This window comes from Colwellia asteriadis, from assembly GCF_039523295.1.
Classification (GTDB): domain Bacteria; phylum Pseudomonadota; class Gammaproteobacteria; order Enterobacterales; family Alteromonadaceae; genus Colwellia; species Colwellia asteriadis.
The window spans coordinates 153,778-177,798 of the sequence record NZ_BAAAFA010000003.1; the positions used below are offsets into that span (position 1 = coordinate 153,778).

The following is a 24,021-nucleotide window of genomic DNA, read 5'->3' on the forward strand; positions in this document are numbered from 1 at the left end:
TAAGCTATACGCTTACCTTTTTTATTGGTGTTTTTAAAGAACTCTCTAGCTACCTGAGTTAGTCCTTAATACATATGGTAAGCTTACATCTGTTCTACTGTTAACCTCATTGCAGAATATTTTTAAAAATAAAATGCCAATCAGGTTAACTGACTGGCATTCAATATTACCTAGGTGACTTTTCTATACCTAGTATTAATTTCGACTCCCTGAGAAGTAACCTACAACTAACTCACCATCATTACCTGGCGAATTAAAGTACATCGTTAATTGGTTGTTGGTAATAGTGCCTCGAAGACCTGAGGCATCCCCTAAACCAAATACTTCATTACCATTGACCTGACATGCTCCCGAGCCTTCAGTTGAACTAAACTCACAACTGTCGTCGCTAAGGGTCAATGTGCCATTAACATCATAGACGTCAAAACCTGAGCCATCCAACGCTGCGGCGGCTTCTTTACCAGCGTAACTATAACTACCTGATACAACTTCAGCCGCTGGACAGTTAACACTACTCGTACCATTAAAGTATACAGAGACATACTCTTTACCACCTTGACCTGCATCAGAAAGTGTGGGCATGGCGACCAACGTTACGCTATTATTAGAAAGCGTACCTGACAAGGCATCTCCTCCAACTGCGACGGTTATATTAGCCCCAGAAATATTACAGCTGCCAGACCAGCCTTCTGGAGCAGATAATTCACAAGCTCCTGTCTTGCTAATCGTTAGTGTGCTGCCCGATAAACCAATATTTTTAGGTCTTACGCCTGCCTCTGTAGAAATAATACTCTCATGTGATGCCAATTCAAATGTGCGATCAAGCGCACAGCTATTAACAAGTGCTAATTGTGCATCTAGATGTGCTTTGGCTTGTTCGGCTCCAATTAAAGCCGTTATATTTTGGCTAGGGTTGGCAGCTTGAACAAAAGCTAAGATACTCGCATCATTACCAAATTCTTGAGAAGTAACATCAAAGTTAATGATAGATGCTTCTTGGTTTATTAACTCAGTATCTAAGGTGATACCATTATCTGCATTCCCATCAACGTCTAATGTTTGTAAAAGTCGAGCTAAATTAATAACACGTTGATCGGCAGTACTATTAGTATTAAAAAGAGATAGTGGAGATACTATAGCCCCTGCGGGTAGCTGCTCAACGTTAAATTCGGTTCCCCCTAAAACAAAGGTCACACTTTCATCTGACATGTACTCAAAGCTACCATCAAAATTAGTTACCCCTTCGAAAGTGTTAGAGTAATAACTGAGGCCTTCTACAGGGCTGTCAATAAAGTAGCCTGTTTGTTGTGTAGCTAGATCAGAGCATTTAATTAAGATATTACTAACAGCTTTTGATACTTTACCAGAGCTATTTTCAACAATACAATTTTGATTTTCAGGCTGTATTTCAACAGTTACTTTATAATTAACTCCTTGCTCGAATTCTCCAATGGTAAAGCTTACATTAGCAACGCCATTACCACTATAAACACCTGAATTCCAACTTTGGTCATTTTTATGAAGCATAAGATGTATTTCACCATCAAGCCCTTGAATAGTGCCTGAAATTGGAAATGTATTTCCCCCATCACCTTCACTTTCACCACCGCCACCGCCACCGCCACAACCAGATAGTACAATTGATAAAAATAATGTTGCTGTTGAAGATTTTACTAGCCTTCCCATAGGACTCTCCATTATGACTTAGTTTTTAACTATGATTAGTTATTGCTACCGATATGCCTTTTATTGAACTCATGCCTCAAGTTAACATTTGAATTAGCGACTAAGACATGCATAAGTCAATCGCATGACCTCATTATCGACGACTCTCATGCAAAATTCAAAGGGGTTTTAATTTTTACAAGAATACTCGAATTATGAGTAGAAAGTTAAGTTGAGCTTTGTATCAGATTACCAAGAAAAATGCTTTTCTGATGATAATCCTTTCTTAACTATAACAGAGGTATCTTCTCAATTAGTCACGGTAAAAGTCACAATCGGAGAGTAGACTTTAATTACAATAAACGCCTACGACTAATCTTCGGTAAATTTTTTAATAAATTCAGCTTGTCCGAGTTCTGAATGATCACATTCATGAGCATTTTATTTTCAGCTAGCCGATTAGACTCTACATTTGCTCGAATACCAATACTAATACTAATAGTATAGTTCGGTAAATTCTTTAGCCACTTACATCGCAAGCTTCGTCTTCGCATCAATCCAAACTTATATATGTAAGTAAACGTATATATTATTTATTTTTCAGTGCTATATTAATATTTGCCATATAAAGTGAAGTGAGGAAGAATACAAAACAACTTAAAGAGCAGTAAAAGCTGCACTACCTTTCGTAGATACAAAACTCTAGGTTGTAGGCATTTTTTTCATCGGCACTACGAACCTCACTCTTTACTTTCTTCCAGCTACCATCATTATAATCAGGGAATTGCGTATCACCCTCTATATCCGCTTTAATGTGAGTTATGTATAAACGTTGTGCGGCAGGCAAACAGTGCTTATATATTGCACCACCACCTATAACCATGATTTCATCGACCGCTTCACTGCCATTTGAGCCATCAACCAGCGCTAGCGCTTGTTCAACTGAAGTGACCACATCAACCCCTTCTGCGCCTTTGCCTTGTGGAATATACTTTTCATCACGAGAGATAACAATATTTCGTCTACCGGGTAATGCACGACCGATAGATTCATAGGTTTTACGCCCCATGATAATAGGCTTACCCAAGGTAACTTGTTTAAAGTAAGCAAGATCTGCAGGTAAATGCCATGGCATGTCGTTATCTTTACCAATAACATTTTTATTGGCTGTGGCAACAATCATAGATAAAATAGTCATAAAATTCCTTGAACTAGCCTTCTCACAATAGCTTGCACTAGTTATATTTACTTGAAGTAAAAATTAAATAAAAAAAAACACTCATTCATAAAATAAATCAGTGTTTTAATCTTTAAAATTAAGCGTTATTGAAGTCGTCTATTGACGGTACTCTACTTCAACATCGTAATCATCTTCGTCCCAGTCGTCATCATCAAGATCATCATCTAAACCATGGCCTGAAAGCGCTTCTTCGTGGTATGTATCCCACTTAAATTCAACCGTTTTGCCATCAATAGGAGCTTCTTCTTCCTCTGCTGGCAGTGCTTCAATAAAGGTCATCACTTTTTGTGCTAACTCTTGTGTACCTAGTTTATTGAATGCTGAAATACTGTGTACTTCACCTTTCCAATCAAGTCCAGCTAGAATAGCATCAGTAATTTCTTTAGCTTCTTCTTCAAGTACTAAATCAAGCTTATTAAATACAATCCAACGAGGCTTACCGGCAAGTTTTTCATTGTGTTGCTCTAATTCGCTAATAATTGTTTTAGCATTTTCTAAAGGATCAGAGCCATCAACAGGCATAATATCAATTACGTGCAATAAAATACGACAACGTTCAAGATGCTTTAAAAATTGAGTGCCTAAACCAGCACCTTCAGCCGCACCTTCAATAATGCCTGGAATATCAGCAATAACAAAGCTACGTTGAGTATCTAAACGAACAACACCTAAATTAGGCACCAATGTAGTAAATGGGTAATCAGCTACTTTAGGTTTAGCGGCCGAAACACTGCGAATTAATGTCGATTTACCTGCATTAGGTAAGCCTAATAAGCCAACATCAGCAAGTAGCAACAGCTCTAACTTTAAATTACGAATTTCGCCCGGTGTGCCATCCGTTCTTTGACGAGGCGCGCGGTTGGTACTACTTTTAAAACGAGTATTACCTAAACCATGCCAACCACCTTTAGCAACCAGCATTTTTTGACCTTTATGGGTCAAATCACCAATTTGCTCACCTGTGTCAAGATCGACTGCACGTGTACCTACAGGTACATTTAGCACTAAATCTGGAGCACTTTTACCTGTACAGTCACGACTCTGACCATTTTGGCCACGCTTAGCGCGGTGAAAACGTTCAAAGCGGTAATCAATTAAGGTGTTTAGGCTTTCGTGTGCCATTAAATAGACATCACCACCATCACCACCGTCACCACCGTTAGGGCCGCCGAATTCAATATATTTTTCTTTACGGAAACTGATACAGCCGTTGCCGCCATCGCCCGCTTCAACTCTGATTTCAACTTCATCAACAAATTTCATGGTATTTCAACAATCCTAAATAACGGAGTAACTTTTAACTAGCGCTAGTATAAACTATTTTTGACTGACAAAAAATTAATCTATTTAACAAGCTAAATATAAACTATACGAATAGTACCTACATTTTTTATCTAATTAGCTGTTATATAAGTGAAAGAAAACCCTAAGGTGTTATTTCATCTTACGACAATTAATCAACCGAATAAATATACAGGCATCAATGTGTTTTTTACTACTCTAGAAAGTAAAACATACTAATTAGAATAGTGGGAATAAAAAAAAACCTCGCTAGAAGCGAGGTTTTTATAAATCAAAGTTTTTAATTAGTCAGCGATGATGCTAACAAACTTACGATTTTTTGGACCTTTAACTTCAAATTGTACTTTACCGTCAGATAAAGCAAATAAAGTGTGATCTTTGCCGATACCCATGTTGTCACCAGCGTGGAAACGAGTACCACGTTGACGAACAATGATGTTACCTGCTAAAACTGATTCGCCACCAAAACGCTTAACACCTAGGCGTTTCGCTTCTGAATCACGACCATTTCGTGTACTACCTGCAGCTTTCTTATGTGCCATGTCAAAATGCTCCTAATTAGCCGTTAATACCAGTAATTTTCACTTCAGTGAACCATTGACGATGGCCCGCTTGTTTGCGTGAATGCTTACGACGTTTGAATTTAACAATAGTAACTTTATCTGCACGAGCTTGAGTTACAACCTCAGCAGTTACTTTACCACCAGCAACGTAAGGCGCGCCTACATTGATGTTGTCGCCGTTAGCGATCATTAAAACGTTATCAAATTCTACTGTTGCGCCTACTTCAAGCTCTAGCTTTTCTAGACGAACTGTTTGTCCTTCGGTTACACGATGCTGTTTGCCACCGCTTTGGAATACCGCGTACATAGCTACTCCGTACTGCGTCATTAATTAAGACGCTAAATTTAAAAATATAGGGCGCGAATTCTACTCGAATAGTTTGAGTAGAGCAAGCGTAAATATGATTAATTTACGCTTTTTAGTATTTAAAATGATTTTTTTCTAGATAATGAAAACAATGCCTTCGGAAAACTTCTTTCTGCTTGATTTTAGTGTAAACTTTGCGGTCTTAAATAATTGCAATATTATGGTTAGTAGCTAGGTAGCATGGGTAAGAACATCGATTTAAAAGCAATACAAACATTAGCACAAGCAGACATGACTGCGGTTAACGATCTTATATATCAACAACTGCAATCCGATGTCACCCTAATAAACCAATTGGGGATTTATATCGTAAATGGTGGCGGTAAACGTATGCGCCCTATGCTAACGGTGCTAGCTGCTAAAGCCTTAGGTTATTCTGGTGCTAAGCATTGTGATATTGCCGCCATTATTGAATTTATTCATACTGCAACGTTATTGCATGATGATGTCGTTGACGAATCAAATATGCGTCGTGGTAGAGAAACCGCTAATGCACTTTTTGGTAATAGTGCCAGTGTATTAGTAGGTGACTTTCTCTATACCCGTTCATTTCAAATGATGACTAAACTCAATGATATGCGCATTATGGATATTTTATCGGATGCGACAAACATTGTTGCAGAGGGTGAAGTATTGCAGTTAATGAACTGCAACGATCCTAATACTACTGAAGCAAGCTACATGCAGGTAATTTACTGTAAAACGGCTAAGCTCTTTGAAGCAGCGACTCGTTTAGCTGCGGTTATTTCGAAACAAGATGAAAAAATTGAACAGGCAATGGCTGACTACGGTAAGTTTTTAGGCACTGCTTTTCAGCTCGTTGACGATATTATGGATTATACTGCTGACGCCAAAGAAATGGGCAAAAATGTAGGTGACGACTTATCTGAAGGTAAACCTACCTTACCATTACTTTATGCTATGGAACATGGCAATGCACAGCAGAAACAGCTTATCAGTGATGCTATTGAGCATGGCAATGGAATGGACAACTTAGACGCTATTTTGCAAGCCATGGAAGAAACAGGCTCATTACGTTATACCCAGCAACAGGCTGAAATTGAAGCTGATAAAGCCATTAATGCGCTAGATATTTTAACTGATAGCCCACAAAAGCAAGCTTTAATTGCGTTAGCCCATATTGCTGCTAACCGAAATCACTAGTTAATTACTAACCTTAAGTTAATACTTAAGCTAATATGCAACTTTATTCTAACGGCTTTCCTGTGAGCCATAAAAAAGCCACTCAATGAGTGGCTTTTTTGTTGTGGCATTATTAAATGGCTATTAAGCCATAAAATCTACACCTTCTTGAATATCTTTTTTCAGTGTCGCTAACATGTCATCTTTTGCTTTTTGCTCAAATGCACTTAACTCACCGTAAGGTAAAATTTCACTTACGCCATTAACGCCTAAACGTACAGGGTGAGCAAAGTAAGGTGCATCGCCATTATCAAGCGCAACATAAGCGTAATCTACAACATCTTCACCTTGTAAACCTTTAACTAAAGACATACAAAAACGTGCTGCTGCAGCGCCCATAGATAACGTAGCTGAACCGCCACCCGCTTTAGCTTCAACAACTTCAGTACCCGCATTTTGGATACGTGGTGTTAACGCTGCTACTTCTTCATCAGAGAAAGTCACGCCTTCAACTTGAGAAAGTAAAGGTAAAATTGTTGTACCTGAGTGACCACCAATAACTGGTACTTTAACCGTAGCCACATCAACACCTTTAAGTTCAGCAACAAACGCTTCACTGCGGATAACATCTAATGTTGTAATACCAAATACACGATTAGCATCATAAGTACCTGCTTTTTTAAATACTTCAGCAACAATTGGTACAGTGCCATTTACAGGGTTAGTGATAATACCTACTAACGCTTTAGGGCAACTTGCAACAATACCTTCAGCTAATGTTTTAATGATACCGGCATTTACGTTGAATAAATCAGCACGGTCCATACCTGGCTTACGTGGCATACCTGCTGGAATTAATACGATATCTGCGCCAGTTAGTGCTTCATTTAGTGCGTCAGCACCAAAGCCTGCAACTTTAACATCAGTTGGGATGTGAGAAAGGTCAACAGCAACACCAGGTACAACTGGAGCTACGTCATATAAAGACAACTCTGAACCCGCAGGTAATTGAGTTTTTAATAATAATGATAATGCTTGACCAATACCGCCTGCGGCACCTAATACAGCTACTTTCATGTGATTTCTCCGAAATTTAGTGGGGTTGTTGTAACAATGTTTAAATTATGAATACGATAATAGTCGCTAATCAAAATTTAAATAAATTATAAACGTTCATTTAAAAAAGAATTATTTATCGATAACTCTAAGGCTAAGTGAACAATTACAAATAAAAATTGAGTAATTACGTAAATTTTTCCGACCAAAAGATATAGTATAAGCCAAGAAAAAACAATTAATATTAACTTCTGACGCGATAACGTATACTAATTGGATAGAACAGTTAAAAAAACTCAACTTTAGTATTAATCGATTGAGATAATTTCAAACAGCGAATATAAAAGGTTTTAATTTAACATGGCGAGCGGTCCACAAAAACAAGAAGCATTAGTTCAAACATTTAAAGACTTACTAAAACAAGAGCAATTTGGCTCACAAGGTGAAATAGTTGATGCCTTAAAAGCAATTGGCTTTGAAAATATAAGCCAGTCAAAAGTATCACGTATGTTAAGTAAGTTTGGTGCAGTACGTACTCGAAACGCACGCCAAGAAATGGTTTATTGTTTACCCGCAGAATTAGGTGTACCCACCGCACAAAGCCCATTAAAGCAATTAGTATTAGAAATCGAGCACAATGGTGTGATGATCATCATTCAAACCAGTCCTGGAGCTGCACAATTAATTGCGCGTTTACTTGATAGTTTAAGTAAAAGTGATGGTGTACTAGGTACAATTGCTGGTGATGATACTATTTTTATAGCGCCCACCAACGTTAGTGAAATAGACGAGACCATTAAACGTTTAGAGCAGCTTTTTTCTAAAAACCTTTCATAAGGGCTGAATAAAAGTTAGCGTTCATATTTAACTTCGCACTTTCACCTAGCAGCAAACTCACCTTACAATAAAATAACAAAAGCGCTGATAATCGAATAACGATTAACAGCGCTTTTTGATATATTTCAACAATAACCTTAAATTTATCCGCTACGTTAATAACTAACCTGAACTCGGTTTAAGAGATATTTAACAAATTGAAATATCAGCAAAAATTACTTTTATGAACCTCTAGCTTGATAGTTTTTCTTAATTCAAGGAAAATTTCGCGTCAATAGCTGGCCTATTGCAAGTAAATTTAACGAAGAAGTTAGGAAAAGTAGCCGCTAGAGAAACATTTATTAAACCGAGCTCAGGTTAGCTAACCCGAGTTCAGGTGAACTAACCCGAGCTTGGCTTAACTATAATTGAGGCAAAACATCCTCAATGGTGTCGTATAACATTTTTGCTGTAACGGGTTTGGCAATATGCCTATTCATTCCCACCGCTAAACTATGTTGTTTATCTTCTTCTCGAGCATGGGCTGTCATTGCAATAATTGGTAATTGAGCAAAGCAACTTTGTTCTCTAATTTTTTTTGCAGCGGTTAACCCGTCCATCACTGGCATTTGAATATCCATTAAAACGACATCAAATGCTTGTTCAGCTAACAAATCAAGCGCACATTGACCATTATCAGCAATAGTTACAGAAGCATTCATTGCTAACAGTAATTCTTTCGCAACTAATTGGTTTACTAAGTTATCTTCAACTAATAAGACTTCAACACCTGCCAAATTGTGCTTTACCTGTGATGTTGCTTGACGCTCTTTACTAGCAGTTTTTTCTGCTGTTGCTTCTAGCGCCAATGCGGCTATTGATACGCTTTGAATATCATCCACAATCGCATTGTTTTTTAAGTCTGGAGTACTATCAACTTGTTTACTCACTTCAGACACTTTGGCTTTATTACTTTGTAGTGAAGCAAAAATTTGTGTTAATGAATAACGAAATAATGGTTTATCGAGTAATAAATAAGGGGCAGTAAGCTCCTCTAAGCGAAGGCATGTTTCATTACTTAAAGGTGTCATTGCCGATTGACATAAACAAAGCAACTGTAAGGTTTTCTCGCAATGAATAAATAATTTTTGATTATTATTCGTTAACATTTGTTGATTAAAAACATCTTCATCAACCAATAAAATAATAGGGTCGTTAATATTGGCTTCGCATAATTCACTAATAGACTCAAAGTAATAAAAGTGACCTTGCATTTTACTAATTGATGCTTGAAATGATGACGAGGTTTCTTGCTTAATGGCACAAACAGCAACACTAGTTACCAGAGGTTCATCAGCAAAAAGGCTTAAGAAGCATTCTTTTTCATGCGCTGCGGCATCAACGTGCACCAGTGGCAATTTAAAACTTAACTCACTTCCTTTACCTAATTCGCTTTTTAAGGTGATTGTCCCCCCTAAGCGTTGCACAATATGCTGGCAAATAGATAAACCCAAGCCTGAGCCACCATACTTACGGGTCATTGAGTCATCTGCTTGGCTAAATGCTTCAAATAAGTGGCCTTGTTTTTCTTTAGCAATACCAATACCGGTATCTGCCATAGTAAAACGAACCAAGCTATAATCATCGTTAGTCGATAATGCTTCTATGAATAACGAAATTGTTCCCTGCTCAGTAAACTTAATAGCATTATTAAACAAGTTCGCCAGCACCTGTACTAAACGCATTTCGTCGCTCATAACATAACTAGGTACGTTCTCGTCTAGCTCTACTTGAATATTTACTTTCTCTGCATTGACATTGGTAATATTAAGCTTCAATGCTTTATCAATGATTTCAGGTAAGTTAACACAGTCATTGTTAACCACCATTTTACCCGCTTCAATTTTAGATAAATCTAAGAGCTCATCAATTAAATGTAATAGCGTTGTTGAAGCGCGCTGAGCATTAACCAAGTAATGCTGCTGTCGTGAATCTAAAGCCGTATTGTGCAATAAATCCATCATACCTTGCATGGCATTAATTGGCGTTCTCACTTCATGGCTCATATTAGCCAGAAATTGAATTTTTACTTGGTTAGCGTATTCAGCTTGATCTTTAGCTTTTTCGAGTGCCGACTTAGTCGCTTGTTGTACGGTAACATCTCGGAAAATACTGATAGTACCTAGCACTTCACCTTGGTTATTTTTAAATTGATTACAAAAACCTTGATAAACATAGTCCCCCGCTTCAATCAGCGCTTGTTGGGGGTAGGTATTGGTATACACAGAGTTAAGATAGTTTATCTCTTTAGCAAGTGCTTTAGGCATAAAATTAACAGCCTTAGCACCAAGCATTGATTGCTCAGAGCATGCTGCTATTTGTTCGAAAGCTCTATTACACCCCATCAAAAAACCCTGTGGATCATTAAAAATAATCAATTCGGGTATCGCATTCATTACCGAACGTAGCGAGGCATAATCACGCTGATGCTTCATGCTTGTTTCTTGTAGTGCTCGTGTCTTTTCAATAACACGACTATCGAGCACATCATTTTGCTCTTTGAGTTGTAGCAATAAACTGCGATTTTGAGTAAAGATATCTTCAACAACTTGAAACCAATGCAACCAGTCGGCATTAGGCTTAACTTTTCCAGGGTCTCCTTCTGAGCAATATTCAATATGGCGAATGAACTCTGTTGTCGGCTTAATGAAGGTGCGCTTAGTCATCGTATTAACTAACATTAAAAACACGAGTAGTGCGACAAAAAGTATAATAAATACAAAAGCAAAATCACTACGTAGTGGGGCAATAAAATTGTCATATGATTGATACTTTAATAACGTCCACCCCGTAAGTTCTAAGGATTGCTTTTCAATAAACCAATTCCCAACTTGTGACGCATCATCCATTGTCGAAAGTGTCGTTGCATTAAGGCCAGCTAAATCTACTGGCAGTAAGTCTTCCCACGTAGCACGAAAAGCTAATGATTTTTTTCCATTACGCTTGAAAAGTAAAATATGGTCATCCTGATTATATAAAACCATACCCGCATCATCGCTTTCTAACTCGGATAACTTTGCATGCAAGCGCGTTAAACTTATATCAATAACCACAGCACCAATAAGTTTATCTTGATAAAAAACCCCTTTACCGATTGAGGTATTCATACCTGTTCCCGCCGAGTCTAAATAAGGCGCAGACCATACTGCCCGGTTGGTCTCCTCGGTGTATTTTTTCATTTCTTTATGGTGCGGGTTGGTTAGCGTAGTGCTGTTAAATTGCCAAATATCACGGTCTACCCACGGGTACATGCTGACAAATTGGCTAAAAGAAACATAGTAAAACCACGTTGCTTCTTTAATGGTTTTTTTGGCGGCAACAAAAGCAGGTGTTAATGCGTAAGCCATAGTTATTTCTTGCTTCTGCTCAGCACTAAATTTTTCAATATTACCAATGCCGGTAATATTCCCGCTTAAACGCTGGCCCTCTTTAACAACATCGTATTGTTGCTTATCTAAAAAATAGACTTCGCCGTCTTGAGATAAAGCAGGTAAATTACCTGAGATGTCGCTGGGAATTTTTATGTAATATTGAGCAAGCTCTTGAATGCCTTCAACAGCCTGTTCACTTTGCTCTAACATATTGTTTAGCTGTGTCGCTTCATCTTTTAATTCAGCAATACTTTCGCTTTTATGGTGAGCTAGTTGATTAAAGTAACGAACGGTAGAAATAGATAGTGCAATAATTATAATCACTAAAAAAGCAACCACCACGGCGGTATTATAACGTCTAAAAACGGTATTTTTACTTAACTGATAATACACTTATCCATCCTATTTAAACTTCTAAAACACTCAAAAATTATAGCCCTTATATTCAGCTGTTAGGTTAATTCAGCTATTAGAAGGAAACAAGCAAAAGCGTAAAAGCTAATTTTTGTTAACAACAAGACAGACATCGCTTCATTTAACTTTCAAAGAATAATGAAACAGGTAATGATGACAGAGTGAGGTTATCCAGCATAAATAAAAAGTCAGTGATATAGTTCACTGACTTTTAGTTGAATAACTTACCATTTAATAGAAATAATCAATTATAAGTTTTCTTCTGCAAAAGACGCTAAGCGACTTCTAACCACACCATTTAAATTGACTGTAGCGCTGCCTGGGAAGTCTTTAAAGCGCTCAACAATATAAGTTAACCCCGAGGTGACGGCGGTTAAGTAATTGCTATCTATTTGCGCTAAATTACCACTACAGACTAATTTAGTACCTTCACCACAACGAGTAATAATTGTTTTGAGCTGAGCTGCGGTTAAGTTTTGACACTCATCCAATAACACCAAAGCGTTTTGAATACTGCGACCGCGCATAAAGTTAACCGACTTAAACTGAATATTCGCCTTATCCATGATGTAATTTAAGCTACCATGCATACTTTCATCTTGTTGATGTAAAACTTCTAACGAGTCAGTAATTGCCGCTAACCACGGTGCCATTTTTTCTTCTTCCGTGCCAGGTAAAAAACCAATAGACTCAGCAATTTCAGGAGTACTACGAGTTACAATAATTTTATCGTATAAGCCCCGTTCAATGACTTGTTCTAATGCTGTTGCTAAGGCAAGTAAGGTTTTAAGGTATTATATACTTAATATGTGCAGACCGACCGACCGACTGCACTTTACAAAAATAAAGACTTAACCTAAAGTGATAAACAATTAATAGGTATAACACAACAAGACCGATGAATAATAAAACTAAAAGCATTTTATGTAAAGAAGATCCTGTTTTTAAAACGTTAGCCCCCAATGGGAGTTTTCTACGTGGGTGTTTAAATGTCTCAAAATGGGATGATATGAATGCTAATACTAATTCATTAGCACATTATAACCTGAGACTATCAATATCTAAGACATTACAAGTAATAGACACTAATGAAGATGTTTCGTCTCCTTTAATATATTTATTAACAAGCAGTCCACAATTTTTAACAGCAAAAGATGTTATCCATGGTTTTAAATCAATGGAGCTACTGCTCATCCGCCACTATAGCGAAAAACAAGCTGAAGCATACTGTCGAGGCGCACGCACATTTTTTAAAGATTTTAGCGAACCATATCAGAGCAATGTAATTATTCAAAAAGCTTATAGTCCTTCATTAATAAGTAATCTAGCTATATACCAACCAAATCAGGAAGTGGATTTATTTGAGATTCAAGTTAATCGATCTTTTCAACGTGTGTTTGTAGATCCCGACTACTTCCCTGGTTTATTTATTGAAGATTCTCTACTTGTCGATATATTGACTAACCTAGAGTCAACTTCTAAGGACTTTCCCAAAGAATATTCAACAATTGCTTCATTCAGAAGTTTGCTAAACGAATTAAAGGAGCTGCCCAGTGATAACCCCGTTATCTCGTTATTAAACTCAAAAACATCCAACATTACTCCTGAGTTATTATTAGAAGCTCTTTATTCTTTGGAAAAGGCTCTACATACTGTCAATTCAAATAGAAAGCTTCACCAGGTCAGTATTTTATTTAGAAGCTTATTGTTTTCTGATGTCCTAAAAACTCCTTCACTGTTAGCGATAAAAAATAGTTTTCAAACTAATTTTAACACTAAAGGAAAATTAAAGTTTAAACCTACATACTCAATAAATATTGATGGTCGGCCATTCAAAATTGATTCTTTTAAAATCCCATCGCTTGCATTAACAGGTGGTGTAGTTGATTATTGTTTATCGAAATTAGAATTAGAAAGTAAAAAAAATTCAAGCAAAAATACTGGCAAACACTCTCATATAATCAGTCAAACCCCTCTGCTATTTGAATTTCTTCACAAGATCAACTGCAACGACTTCGCTAACGCTCACTTGATGTTATCGAAGGTAGTAGGCTCTCTAACAGCCCCTCAAATTAAACTGGGATTGAAAGATATTGAATTTATCATTATTGAACACTTTCCTGAACAGTCATGTGAACTTCTCGAACTGTTCAAGCAATTTTTAGGATTATGCGATATACCAACAAAAAATGGAAAATTGATCACTGAAATTAACATTGAGTCCCTGATTGAATCGAATGAAGCAATTGAAACTATGTCATTCAAGATTTATCGCAAGCACAATGGAAGAAAACGCCAATCTGACTACTTACTTAACATTTCTAAAATCGAAAGTTTGATAACGCCAAACGGAATTCTGCAAAAATCCTTGTTAAATCTTCAAAATAAAGGATTAGAAAACGCTTTAGTGAGCACGACCCTAAGCAACCTTGATCAAACATTAACATATATTGTTAATTCAAATATTAAATCCCCATTACTAAAAAATGTATTGAAAAGTCCTATTGAAGCGCTCACACAAAGAGATTTTAGATTAGCATTCGTAGAACTTGAAAATATTATTGACGCTATTGGCATTCAAGTAAAATCAGCTAAAAGCCAAGCTATTAGAACTTTTTTAAACAAATATGCAGGAAAAATAAATAATAAAATCGAGATTAAAAATTGTGGCTTTAACTCCAAGTTCAACGCATCTAAAGAAAGAAGTGCGCCAAAGTTATTAGAGCCAGTAGACGAGAATGGTGAGCCATTAGTAAGCCCTATCCAAAAACAACACTTATCATCTACTGAATTAAGAAAAGAAATTAAAAATTATATTGAACAACCTATTGAGCAAATACTAAAAGCTGCAAACCAAGAAATATCACTTTATAAAAAACTATTGGGATCATTCGATAAATACACTAATAAAGATGAGCTTGGACAGTATGAGTTTCACATCGCTGACGAAATAACACAATTAGTATTAGACGACCAACAAGGGTACTCTCACCATAAAATCAACTTAAGAAGTAAAGCTTTAATAGAAAAATATTCCGCAGAATTGGTTTGCGCTTCTTACCTGAGACATCAGACAAAACAAGGAGTATCTGAACAAGTATGCTGTACAAATAAAGATGAACTGATCCCTGATTTTGTAGAACATTGGTATGGAAAAACATCTTCTGGAATGAGAGATTTTTTTTATTCAGGGTTATTACTCCCTCGAAATATCTTACTTGTTTGCTTTATACGGTTAGTAATTAGGACAACATGGAATAAAGATGTGATCACCCAATTAACCAGAAAAGACTTACCGGACAGCCTTCCAGATGGTGAATTCGTATTATGTGGTTTTAAGGATAAAGTAGATAAACCTACTTTTGAGATCAAAATAGAACCACATGAGAAAGAAATTCGAGATGTAGTGGCGCTACTAATTCAGCATCACGAAAATATGGTAATACTAGGTCTATCTCCAAAAACAGTTTGGGAGACACCTAGCTCAACAAGTCTAAACTTTCTCAGCTCCGATACAGTTAATAAATTTTGCAACCACTACACACTACCAAAGTTTACAATGGAGCTATTAGCAAAGCACCAAATTAACCTAAGAAAAGGAATTGACGGTAGCTTAATTAACTCACAACGTGAAAGGAATCACGCTTCAAGTAGTGTGACTTCAAGCTATTTGTCCCATCCTATAGCATTACTTGAATATGAAGCGAAAAATGCAGACTTTCAGCGTCGATTAGAAACAACAGTGCAATTTCGACATAAAGAATCCAAGATAGAAAAATATAACCTGAATAGAAATAACGTTGATGAAACGCTCATCATTTCTCCGAATGATAGTTCTAAAGAAGATTTTCCAGATTGGTACTTACTACCCGACGGTTCATCGTGCATGGATATATTTTCTCCTGTAGATAGATCTAAACGGGACTCTGTTTGCAAAGGTAGAAAGTGCCACAGTGGAGAAGGCTGTGAATTTAACAGAGTTCAACTAGGTAAAAGCGAGTTCATACTAACACTTAGACAACAATCATTCTTCATTAGCAGAGGAGAAAGCCTACTAGATAAACATGGCAGAGAATATTTTGATGAATATATAGCCCCAAATATGAGATTTACTTTTGGGTTAGCTAAATATGTAGAGCTAGTGAACCCTGTTTTATTTAAAGAAGCAAAAGGTGAAATACAAGATGAGAACTAATTTAAATTATCAGTTTATTGACGAGGAATCTGCTCAAAACCTATTGTTTCAATATAAAGATCAAATGTTAGAAAATGCTAAGTTATTAGTTGTTACAGACGAAAAGCTATCCATTGTAGGTACAGAACTTCATTACGCTGCAACTGTTGAAGGAGAAAAACAAAAAGGCTCGATTGATCTCGCTAATACATGGGTGCCCGGTGCTGTGGGTTGGCAACACCCTATTCCAATTTTACTTCACAAGGATTATGCAAAGGCATTGATTGAAGTTGTAGATAAATTCGCTAATAAGGCTAAACATAACATCAGTTTCGCAAAAACTGGTGTTATAGCTCAGTTTAATATAGCTGCACAGTTTATCGAATACCTCTGTCTCAATGGAAATATTCATTTAGAAGATATAAATAATAAACAAATTGAGGAACTATTAGAAAAACTGAAGGTAGGTGGCATTACCAAAATGCTGAATATTTCTGAACGAGTGGAGTTATTCATTGATAGCTTAATTGAAAATGATGAATTAGAGCCTTTTTTAAGACGAGATGACGAAAGAAGAAAAGCACGAGTGAAGGGGTTGAAGGTTCTTAAGTTAGCACAATGCATTGGCTCTGTTAGTTTGAACCAACATTTATCAAATAATATTTATCAAAAAGTTGCTAAGTACCTTAAATCAAAAAACATACTTGTCAAAAAAGGCTTTACTACAAAAGGAATTTTAGAATCCGGACAACCCAGTTCAAAATCTTTTGGTAACTGGTTCAGTATATGGAACAAGTTTGCAAAACTTGATAGTGATGATCATCTTCAGTTTATTCCTTTTCCAAATCCTTCTCGTTTATCGAAAAAGCATGGAAAAACAGCCAGTAGAACCAAAAACTTAGATTTAGAGGATGTTGTTAATCTTTTAGGAGAGTCTCACAAATGGCTTTATGAAGCATCAAATAAAATTATTTCATTAATAAAAGAAATCAAAATTCACAAAGATAAACTACTAACGGACGGATTGAATCATCAATATATTCAAAGGGAGCTACTACCTGAATTTTTACTTAACTCGAAAAAAGTAAATGAATTAGAAAAGTTATTATCGATCACAATACATAGATCTAGCTTAATGTCTTCAACCAACAATCCAAGTGCTTACTCTCTCACTGAAGTAGTTACAATGTTGGTCTCTTCATGTTATGTCGTATTGCAGACGTACAACGCGAGGCGTAAAGCTGAAATCCAAGATCCATTGATAGGGATTCAAGAGCAATATTTTCGTTGTAAAAGTAAAAAGTACAATTGGTATCAAGCTAGCTTTTATAACGAAAAAAATAATGAAAGACGCTGGTACACATTAAATAATGGGAGTACTAAAGCTATTCGTTGCTTAATAAATCTTAAAAATTCTTGGAGAGGGAATGATGCCGATGGTTTGTTTGTTGTTCCGAATTTTGGTGTAAATGAACAGGGTGGTTTTAAGCACTTTAAGTTTAATTTTAATAAAGGAAAAGATTCAAAGATCTCTGGTAACATGTTTTTAGAAATGGCGCTTGGAAGAAGTGATGTAGATACTGGCAGTCAACCTTTTAGAAGAATTTATGCCATTATCTTTCACTATCAGTATAAAAATGCTGATTTGTTAGCTCTATGTCATCAACTTGGTCATGTTGATCCTGACCATACCGTTGTTTACGTAACAGAGCCAGCTTCTCGTGATCAACATGAACAACTTCATAATAAAGTTAAGTTAACAAAAAATGAAAAAAACGAGTCAACCATTGCTATTAAAGAAGAAAATAAGGCTTTAGATAAAGTCATTGAAGAAGTGGGCATTGAGACAACAGCAAAAGACATACTGTGCCTATTGATGGGCACTGAAAAAATGGCAGGTAAATACACTGCTTACCTTAAGAAAGTATATAGAGTATTACAAAATAGTATTCGTTTTAACAGCTACACAAGTGACACGTATGGCAAAGAATTTGTTGATTTAACTCCTGAAGAAAAAAGTGGAGAAATGGCAAAGGTATTGGATGCCAGAGGTCATAAACATAGACCTAAACCTCATGCAAGCTGTCATAGAAAACCTGGGGACGCTAAAAAGCATAAAGGGCCTTGCGAACCTACGGAATGCGCTGGCTGCCCTTATCAAGAAGTAAAGAAAGTTCAATTGGATATAATGAAAGCTGACTTGGCGGAGTTGAAAACAAAACAATCTGACTTTTCGATGTTGCTAATAGAGCGCATGCGTGACAAAGAACAAATCACTAACTTGACTATTTTGATTGAAGGGTATGAGCGTTCAATGAGAAAAAATGAGTCATTATTCTCATCAGGAGTCAAAAAATGACAGATTCGAAAAAGCCAATTGAAGCTCAACGTGCAGAAGCTTTTGAACGATTAGAATCAAAGATAAAAATTTTAGAAGACTGGGCTGTTAGCGGTATACCTTTTAAATTGAGAGATGCTCACAAGCAAGTTGACGAAAAAGGTAAGCTTGTTTTGGAATACTTTCCAACGAGTATTAGTGGGTTACGACTATGGAATGGCACTCAGAATAGCGAAGATGTTATCAAGAAATATAAAATCCCAACATCACAAACCTCTGATAAAACATGGAAAGCAGCTCCAAATACAGTAAGAATTCGTGTTGAAGGAAACGAAGAAAAGTTAAGCCTATTCATACGGTTAAAAGAAACCGCACTAATTCAGAGTAGCAATAAAGAAAAAACCAAAATTCAAAAATTGGAAGAAAAACTTGAGATAAGTGAAACAAATAGGAAAGGACTAGCGAATGAACTAATTGAGCTAAGGCTAGCTAATAAATTTTTTGAAGAGGAGTTGAATACAGCAGAAAACAAAATTAAAGGCACTCAAGAAGTAATGACTCAGCAATTAGAGTGGAAAAATAACTTGCTTAAGCAAGCTGAAAATAAAGCTTATGAATTAAATATTGAACTAAATAGACTGAGAAGGTTATTAACAGAAAACGGTATTGAATGGGACTTTAATGATGAAATTAATACGGTAATAGATTTCCCAGGAAATAAAGACGATGACTAGTAACAAAAAACTTTCCTCTCAAGAGAAATCAAAAAGAAATGTAAAAAAAATACAAGACTGGTTAGACACAGATCCCGTTGTGCCCATTTATCATGGCAAAGTAAATAAAACCAAGATTTTTAGAATGCATGAAGTACCTAAGTCAACGATTGATACTAATGAAGGTTTGGAAGAACTATTTTCCCCTAATGGTCCAATTGAAAAACTTGCTAAAAAGCAAAAAAAGAGCATCAACAACAATAGTGAAGAAATAGGGAATGAGTCTTTAAATGAGGTAACTGAAAACGAATCTACCTTAGAATTAACTCAAAAAATAGAAGAACTTCAACGGCAGGTGAATTCAATTAATTTGGATTTGGCTTCTGAAGAGTTTCTCATTGCCACGGGAAGATACATTCCCAAACTATATTCTGATAAAAACAGCAGCTCGTAATGAAACTTGCAAACATTAAATTTAACGAAGAAGCCATTACTCTCGTTGGTGTTGTTACTCACATTATTCATAGCACTAGAGATAATCGTGGCATCTCAGCAATTTTTCAATTGATGGTGAAAAAGTCAAAAATAGTCGTTGTGGCTGAATTCGGTTCTATTAATAGCTTTCCGATCGTTGGAGAAATTTGGCATGTTACTGGTGAATACAAAACAGACTTAACCTATGGCTCTCAATTTAAGGTGGAAAAGAGCGTAAAGTCGCTACCTGACAAAGACACTCCACTCAATGTTCTAGCTGATTATCTCGTTTTCAACTCAATATTTACTGGTATTACCCGACATTGGGCGAAAAAATTGATCAGGACATTTGATAGTAATTTATACAATGTATTAGAAAATTCATCCGTAAAAAGTTTGACCGATAATAAGAAATTAAAAATTCCAAAAACCTTAGCGTTTAATCTATTAGATAGTTGGAGGAAGATATCTAGTGAAAGTGAGCTAAATGAATATTTTATAGCACATCACTTTCCTATAGAGCTTGTCGAAGCTACTAGACAGTTACTAGGAACAGAAGCATCAAAATTATTAGATAAAAACCCCTACTTAATTTATCCAATAATGTCGGTAAAAGCACTACAGCGAACTTGGAAAGAGTTAGACTCTATTATCAGGTCACTTTATAAGATTAGTAAAAATGATCCCCGAAGAGCCGTATCTTTTATAGAATCAAAGTTGTATTCAGCGCAAAATGATCATGGCCATATGGCTTTGCCGATCGATATTATTGAGGCTGCTTTGAAGGAAGCTAAAATCAACTTTGATTTAACAAGCCTAAATGAGGAAAGTGCTGAGTTTAAAACTCTCTGTTTAAATAAAAGTAATAAAACAGTTCAGATACTAGGTCATCAAGCAATTGAAAAGAGTATTAATGTTTTACTTCAAAAAAGAATTAAAACTAGCGAACACAATTCAACCATTGATATGTTTGATGTTATTCCTACCTACAACACACTTGAGTCATTAGGTATACATTTTAACCATTTACAGAAAAAAGCTCTGGAAATTGCATTTACTCATATGATATCAGTAATCGATGGGGCATCTTTTTCTGGTAAGAGGGTTATCATTCAATCTCTAGTTGATGTATTACTCAGAGACGGTGGTAATGTTTGGTTAATTTCCTCTTCATCTAACGATGAAGTCACTGCTCTATCTAGGTTGGAGGGTGAATCTATTTATCGATTCATATCCAAAGCACCAAAAAGAAATAAAATTGGCGCATTATCCGATTCCTTAATCATCATTGAAAATGCTCACTCTATTGACACTTTAACATTTTATAAACTTTTAAAAAAACTCCCTTTAACAGCGAGACTATGTTTAGTTGGTGATCATCGAAAATTACCTCCTCTTGGGCCGGGTAATGTTTTTAGCCAACTTTTAGCCGGAGAAAGCGATGCTATTACTCGGTTGGAAAAGTGTTACAACTTTCGTACTAACAATAAGTTATTTGATTTATCTTCATCATTTTTAAGTGGAACAATATCAAAAGAACTTAATCGTACTCCAACAGCAGACCTATCAGTTTTACAAGATATTTGTATCTACGAATCACAAGAAAAATCACATGAAATGATAAGCAATATCACAGCTAACATTTGGTTTGAGTATAAATCAAATTTTGATATCAATGCCCAAATAATTTGTACGAGTAATTTACTTTGTGAACTCATCAACAAGCAGATTCAACTAGCAAGGTTGAATAGGAAAAAGGCAGCAAAAGTAGTTGTTGGGAATAGAATGTTTTTTGTAGGCGACCCAATAATATTCAGCAAACAAAATACCTTTCTTGGTGTATCTTCAGGCGCACTTTCAACAATCCATGAAGTTTTCGACAAATCCAAAATTGTTCACGGAAGAGAGTGCTTATTGAGCATCGTTGTAGATGAACAGGTCATTGAAATATCTAAAGAAGAGCTTGAATGTATTAGCCTTTCATATGCGATAACTGCGCACAAAGTGCAAAACCACCACTATGAAAATACCATGATTGTTCTAGATAACTTTTATCTAATATCTAAAGCTTGGCTTTATACCGTAATTAACGCTACAGATGAAAACCTTTTATTTATTGGTAATAGAAATGCACTAAGCGTGAAAATGAACACTTCTGAATTCAGTTTACAAAGGCACTTTGGCATTCCTATTACATTGGCAGGTGAATATGATTAAAACGATCTCTGAAACCAAAGTTAGATATGATAGGAAAGACCATTACATTTATCAGGACATAAATGGGGAAGTGCTATGGGCACCAACTGATTTTTTTATATACCTTGAAAAGGACGTTAAAACACATAGAAAATATCGAAAGGCAATACGTAGGCTATTTAAATATATTAACTCAAGAGAAAAGGAAATGAACTGGCTTGGAATGAATGATTATCATATCAAGAAATTCAGAGACTGGTGTTTATTAGAAACTAAAGCAGATTCTCGCTATCGAGGGGAAGAGAATATTGCCAAGCAAACAGTTAATTTTGACTATCTAATACCTATTTATGGATTTTATTATTGGGTACAGAAGCAAGGAACATATCATCCAAACATCCTTGGCCATGACCCAACTAATAAAAATGCGTATCAAATAACCTCATCTTTATTGCAAAAAGAAATAGCTGAATCTAGAAACGAAAAACCAAACAATGACTCGCTTTATCCTAAATTTTTCAGAGATTGTGATACCAGAGGGAGAAAAAAGAGAGATGCTAATGCATATGAACTAGATGAGCTGAATAGTTATATTATTAGCAATTACAAAGGTTATGAACGAGCATCATTACTATTAATTGTAAAGATTATTAATGAAGCAGGAGTACGACCTGTTTCTATAAGTAGCCTCATAAGAGGTCAGTTTCACAAAGAAATTGTTGATAGAGATCTACAGGAAACATTTGATGTTGTTCCTACTAAAGCTAAACAAGGAAACACAATGCCAATTCGGTTTCCGTATTCGACAACATTGCATGTAATGTCTTTTATAAAAAATGACTTGGAAGTGTTCCTTGATAAAAACAAGGTTGTCGGATACGAAGGCCACCTGTTTTTAAATCCTAAGACCCTAAAACCACTATCTGCTGATAATATAACTAAAATATTTAGCGAGATTACTACCGAACTTGGCTGGCCTAAAGGCAAGGCTATTTATTCTCTACGGCACAAATTTTCTGGTGATAGCTATGATAAACACCTTGCTATCGCTATTGAACTTGGCTTCGATGCTAGTGATGCTGCAATTAAATTAAACCTGCAAAGAGACATGACTCACCGTGCAGGAGGTTCATTAGATGATTATGTCGAAGGTCGAAATAGATCGGGTCACAAAACAGAGGCTAATAAAAAAGATTTACAAATAAAAGCGCTAGAAACTGAAAAAACTAGGTTAATGCTTGAGGCTCAAAAGGCTTTTGAAATTGCTGAAGAACAACAAAAACAAAATGAAGAAATGGCAATAGAGTTAGAAGAGCTTAGAAAAGAGATGGCTCATTTTAAAAAGTAAATATACCACTACATAAATGTGTTACTGTATCCGGCTCCGTCATTTTGATTGACCTAATAAAAATAAGAAACTCACATGGAAGCGAAGAAATAATAAATGCGGATTTGGCCAAGTATTAAAATTGACGAAACTGACTATGATTTAGCTCACCTGACAGGTAAAGAGTTCTCATATAAAAGGGCTGCAACTCAAGACTACCCTGAAAAAACAGTTCGATTCTATCTAGAGTACAGTAATCATTGCTTTACTGAGCATTTTGGTGATCATGAATATGGACATGGTGCTGATCATGAAATTCGATATTTTTGTTCTAAGCGTTATGAGCATTCCAAAGGGATATATGATCTGATCAAGAAAGTCATTTCTGAAAATGTATTCATGCAATTGACATTTAATGAGCATAGAGAACAATTTTATTATTTAGAAGAGCATTATAATAATACCGACTATCGATTGTTTATTGAGGTTTCAAAATCAAACCACACTAATAGCGATATTAGACTTAAAGTGGTTTCAGCTTACGAGCCTAGGCCGGGAAGCGATTCAGTAGGTGGTTCAGGTTGGTTTAGGTTTTTTAAAATAGTCGATGCCAGGATTGACGGCAGAAAGCTAGAAAGAAAAAGAAGGCGATAAAAAAGCAGCTAAATAGCTGCTTTTAATATAATGGAGGTGGAGGTCTTTTTACATGATTATCACGGCTCGGCCAGCGACCATCTCTGGTAGACACAAACGTACTCATTCGAGTCCCACGTTTCGCTTGTGTTTATAAAGATATAACAAA

At 36.0% G+C, this 24,021-nt stretch carries 16 protein-coding genes and 1 pseudogene; 9 read left to right on the plus strand and 8 right to left on the minus strand.

Going from position 1 to position 24,021, the window contains the following annotated elements:
- Nucleotides 1-195: 195 nt before the first annotated feature.
- The 5 genes from ABD005_RS05470 to rplU form a co-directional block, all read right to left on the minus strand.
- A complete protein-coding gene (locus ABD005_RS05470; protein ID WP_343815923.1) occupies nucleotides 196-1,686 on the minus strand; it encodes a hypothetical protein in 1,491 nt (496 codons plus the stop codon).
- Nucleotides 1,687-2,344: 658 nt separating this feature from the next.
- Complete coding sequence (folA, locus tag ABD005_RS05475; protein WP_343815926.1) at nucleotides 2,345-2,863, minus strand: type 3 dihydrofolate reductase; 519 nt, start codon at nucleotides 2,861-2,863, stop codon at nucleotides 2,345-2,347.
- Nucleotides 2,864-3,001: 138 nt separating this feature from the next.
- Nucleotides 3,002-4,168 (minus strand): Obg family GTPase CgtA, encoded by a 1,167-nt coding sequence (gene cgtA, locus ABD005_RS05480; RefSeq protein ID WP_215980779.1) that lies wholly within the window; start codon nucleotides 4,166-4,168, stop codon nucleotides 3,002-3,004.
- A gap of 323 nt (nucleotides 4,169-4,491) precedes the next feature.
- Nucleotides 4,492-4,749 carry a 50S ribosomal protein L27 gene (gene rpmA / locus ABD005_RS05485; RefSeq protein ID WP_215980778.1) on the minus strand — a complete coding sequence of 86 codons (258 nt, stop codon included), beginning with the start codon at nucleotides 4,747-4,749 and terminating at the stop codon, nucleotides 4,492-4,494.
- A gap of 16 nt (nucleotides 4,750-4,765) precedes the next feature.
- The gene (gene rplU / locus ABD005_RS05490) at nucleotides 4,766-5,077 is read right to left on the minus strand and encodes a 50S ribosomal protein L21 (protein WP_215980777.1); all 312 of its coding nucleotides are present in this window, start codon (nucleotides 5,075-5,077) and stop codon (nucleotides 4,766-4,768) included.
- A gap of 252 nt (nucleotides 5,078-5,329) precedes the next feature.
- Between rplU and ispB the strand changes: the two genes are divergently transcribed.
- A complete protein-coding gene (ispB, locus tag ABD005_RS05495; protein ID WP_215981061.1) occupies nucleotides 5,330-6,301 on the plus strand; it encodes an octaprenyl diphosphate synthase in 972 nt (323 codons plus the stop codon).
- Nucleotides 6,302-6,424: 123 nt separating this feature from the next.
- On the opposite strand, the gene mdh is transcribed toward ispB, so the two are convergent.
- A complete protein-coding gene (mdh, locus tag ABD005_RS05500) occupies nucleotides 6,425-7,357 on the minus strand; it encodes a malate dehydrogenase (protein ID WP_215980776.1) in 933 nt (310 codons plus the stop codon).
- Nucleotides 7,358-7,696: 339 nt separating this feature from the next.
- Between mdh and argR the strand changes: the two genes are divergently transcribed.
- Nucleotides 7,697-8,173: a transcriptional regulator ArgR gene (gene argR / locus ABD005_RS05505; RefSeq protein WP_215980775.1), complete on the plus strand. Its 477-nt coding sequence runs from the start codon at nucleotides 7,697-7,699 to the stop codon at nucleotides 8,171-8,173.
- 401 nt (nucleotides 8,174-8,574) lie between these two features.
- Here the strand turns inward: argR and ABD005_RS05510 are convergent, their stop codons facing one another.
- Nucleotides 8,575-11,976: an ATP-binding protein gene (locus tag ABD005_RS05510; RefSeq protein WP_343815934.1), complete on the minus strand. Its 3,402-nt coding sequence runs from the start codon at nucleotides 11,974-11,976 to the stop codon at nucleotides 8,575-8,577.
- A 269-nt stretch (nucleotides 11,977-12,245) separates the two neighbouring features.
- Nucleotides 12,246-12,785, minus strand: a pseudogene (locus ABD005_RS05515) (PhoH family protein); the annotation flags it as partial.
- Between the two features lie 110 nt (nucleotides 12,786-12,895).
- Here ABD005_RS05515 and ABD005_RS05520 point away from each other — a divergent pair.
- The 7 genes from ABD005_RS05520 (at nucleotide 12,896) to ABD005_RS05550 (ending at nucleotide 23,873) form a co-directional block, all read left to right on the plus strand.
- Nucleotides 12,896-16,192, plus strand: coding sequence for a hypothetical protein (locus ABD005_RS05520; protein WP_343815937.1), 3,297 nt, complete (start codon nucleotides 12,896-12,898; stop codon nucleotides 16,190-16,192).
- Nucleotides 16,182-18,530, plus strand: coding sequence for a hypothetical protein (locus ABD005_RS05525; RefSeq protein WP_343815940.1), 2,349 nt, complete (start codon nucleotides 16,182-16,184; stop codon nucleotides 18,528-18,530). The genes ABD005_RS05520 and ABD005_RS05525 overlap by 11 nt, the downstream gene beginning before the upstream one ends.
- Nucleotides 18,527-19,243, plus strand: coding sequence for a hypothetical protein (locus ABD005_RS05530; protein WP_343815943.1), 717 nt, complete (start codon nucleotides 18,527-18,529; stop codon nucleotides 19,241-19,243). Before ABD005_RS05525 ends, ABD005_RS05530 begins: the two co-directional genes overlap by 4 nt.
- Nucleotides 19,236-19,676, plus strand: a complete 441-nt coding sequence (locus ABD005_RS05535; RefSeq protein ID WP_343815946.1) for a hypothetical protein — start codon at nucleotides 19,236-19,238, stop codon at nucleotides 19,674-19,676. The genes ABD005_RS05530 and ABD005_RS05535 overlap by 8 nt, the downstream gene beginning before the upstream one ends.
- Complete coding sequence (locus ABD005_RS05540) at nucleotides 19,676-21,913, plus strand: ATP-dependent DNA helicase (protein ID WP_343815949.1); 2,238 nt, start codon at nucleotides 19,676-19,678, stop codon at nucleotides 21,911-21,913. Before ABD005_RS05535 ends, ABD005_RS05540 begins: the two co-directional genes overlap by 1 nt.
- Nucleotides 21,906-23,240 carry a hypothetical protein gene (locus tag ABD005_RS05545; RefSeq protein ID WP_343815952.1) on the plus strand — a complete coding sequence of 445 codons (1,335 nt, stop codon included), beginning with the start codon at nucleotides 21,906-21,908 and terminating at the stop codon, nucleotides 23,238-23,240. Before ABD005_RS05540 ends, ABD005_RS05545 begins: the two co-directional genes overlap by 8 nt.
- 96 nt (nucleotides 23,241-23,336) lie before the next feature.
- On the plus strand, nucleotides 23,337-23,873 hold the full coding sequence (locus ABD005_RS05550; protein ID WP_343815955.1) for a hypothetical protein: 537 nt from the start codon (nucleotides 23,337-23,339) through the stop codon (nucleotides 23,871-23,873).
- Nucleotides 23,874-24,021 lie beyond the last annotated feature (148 nt).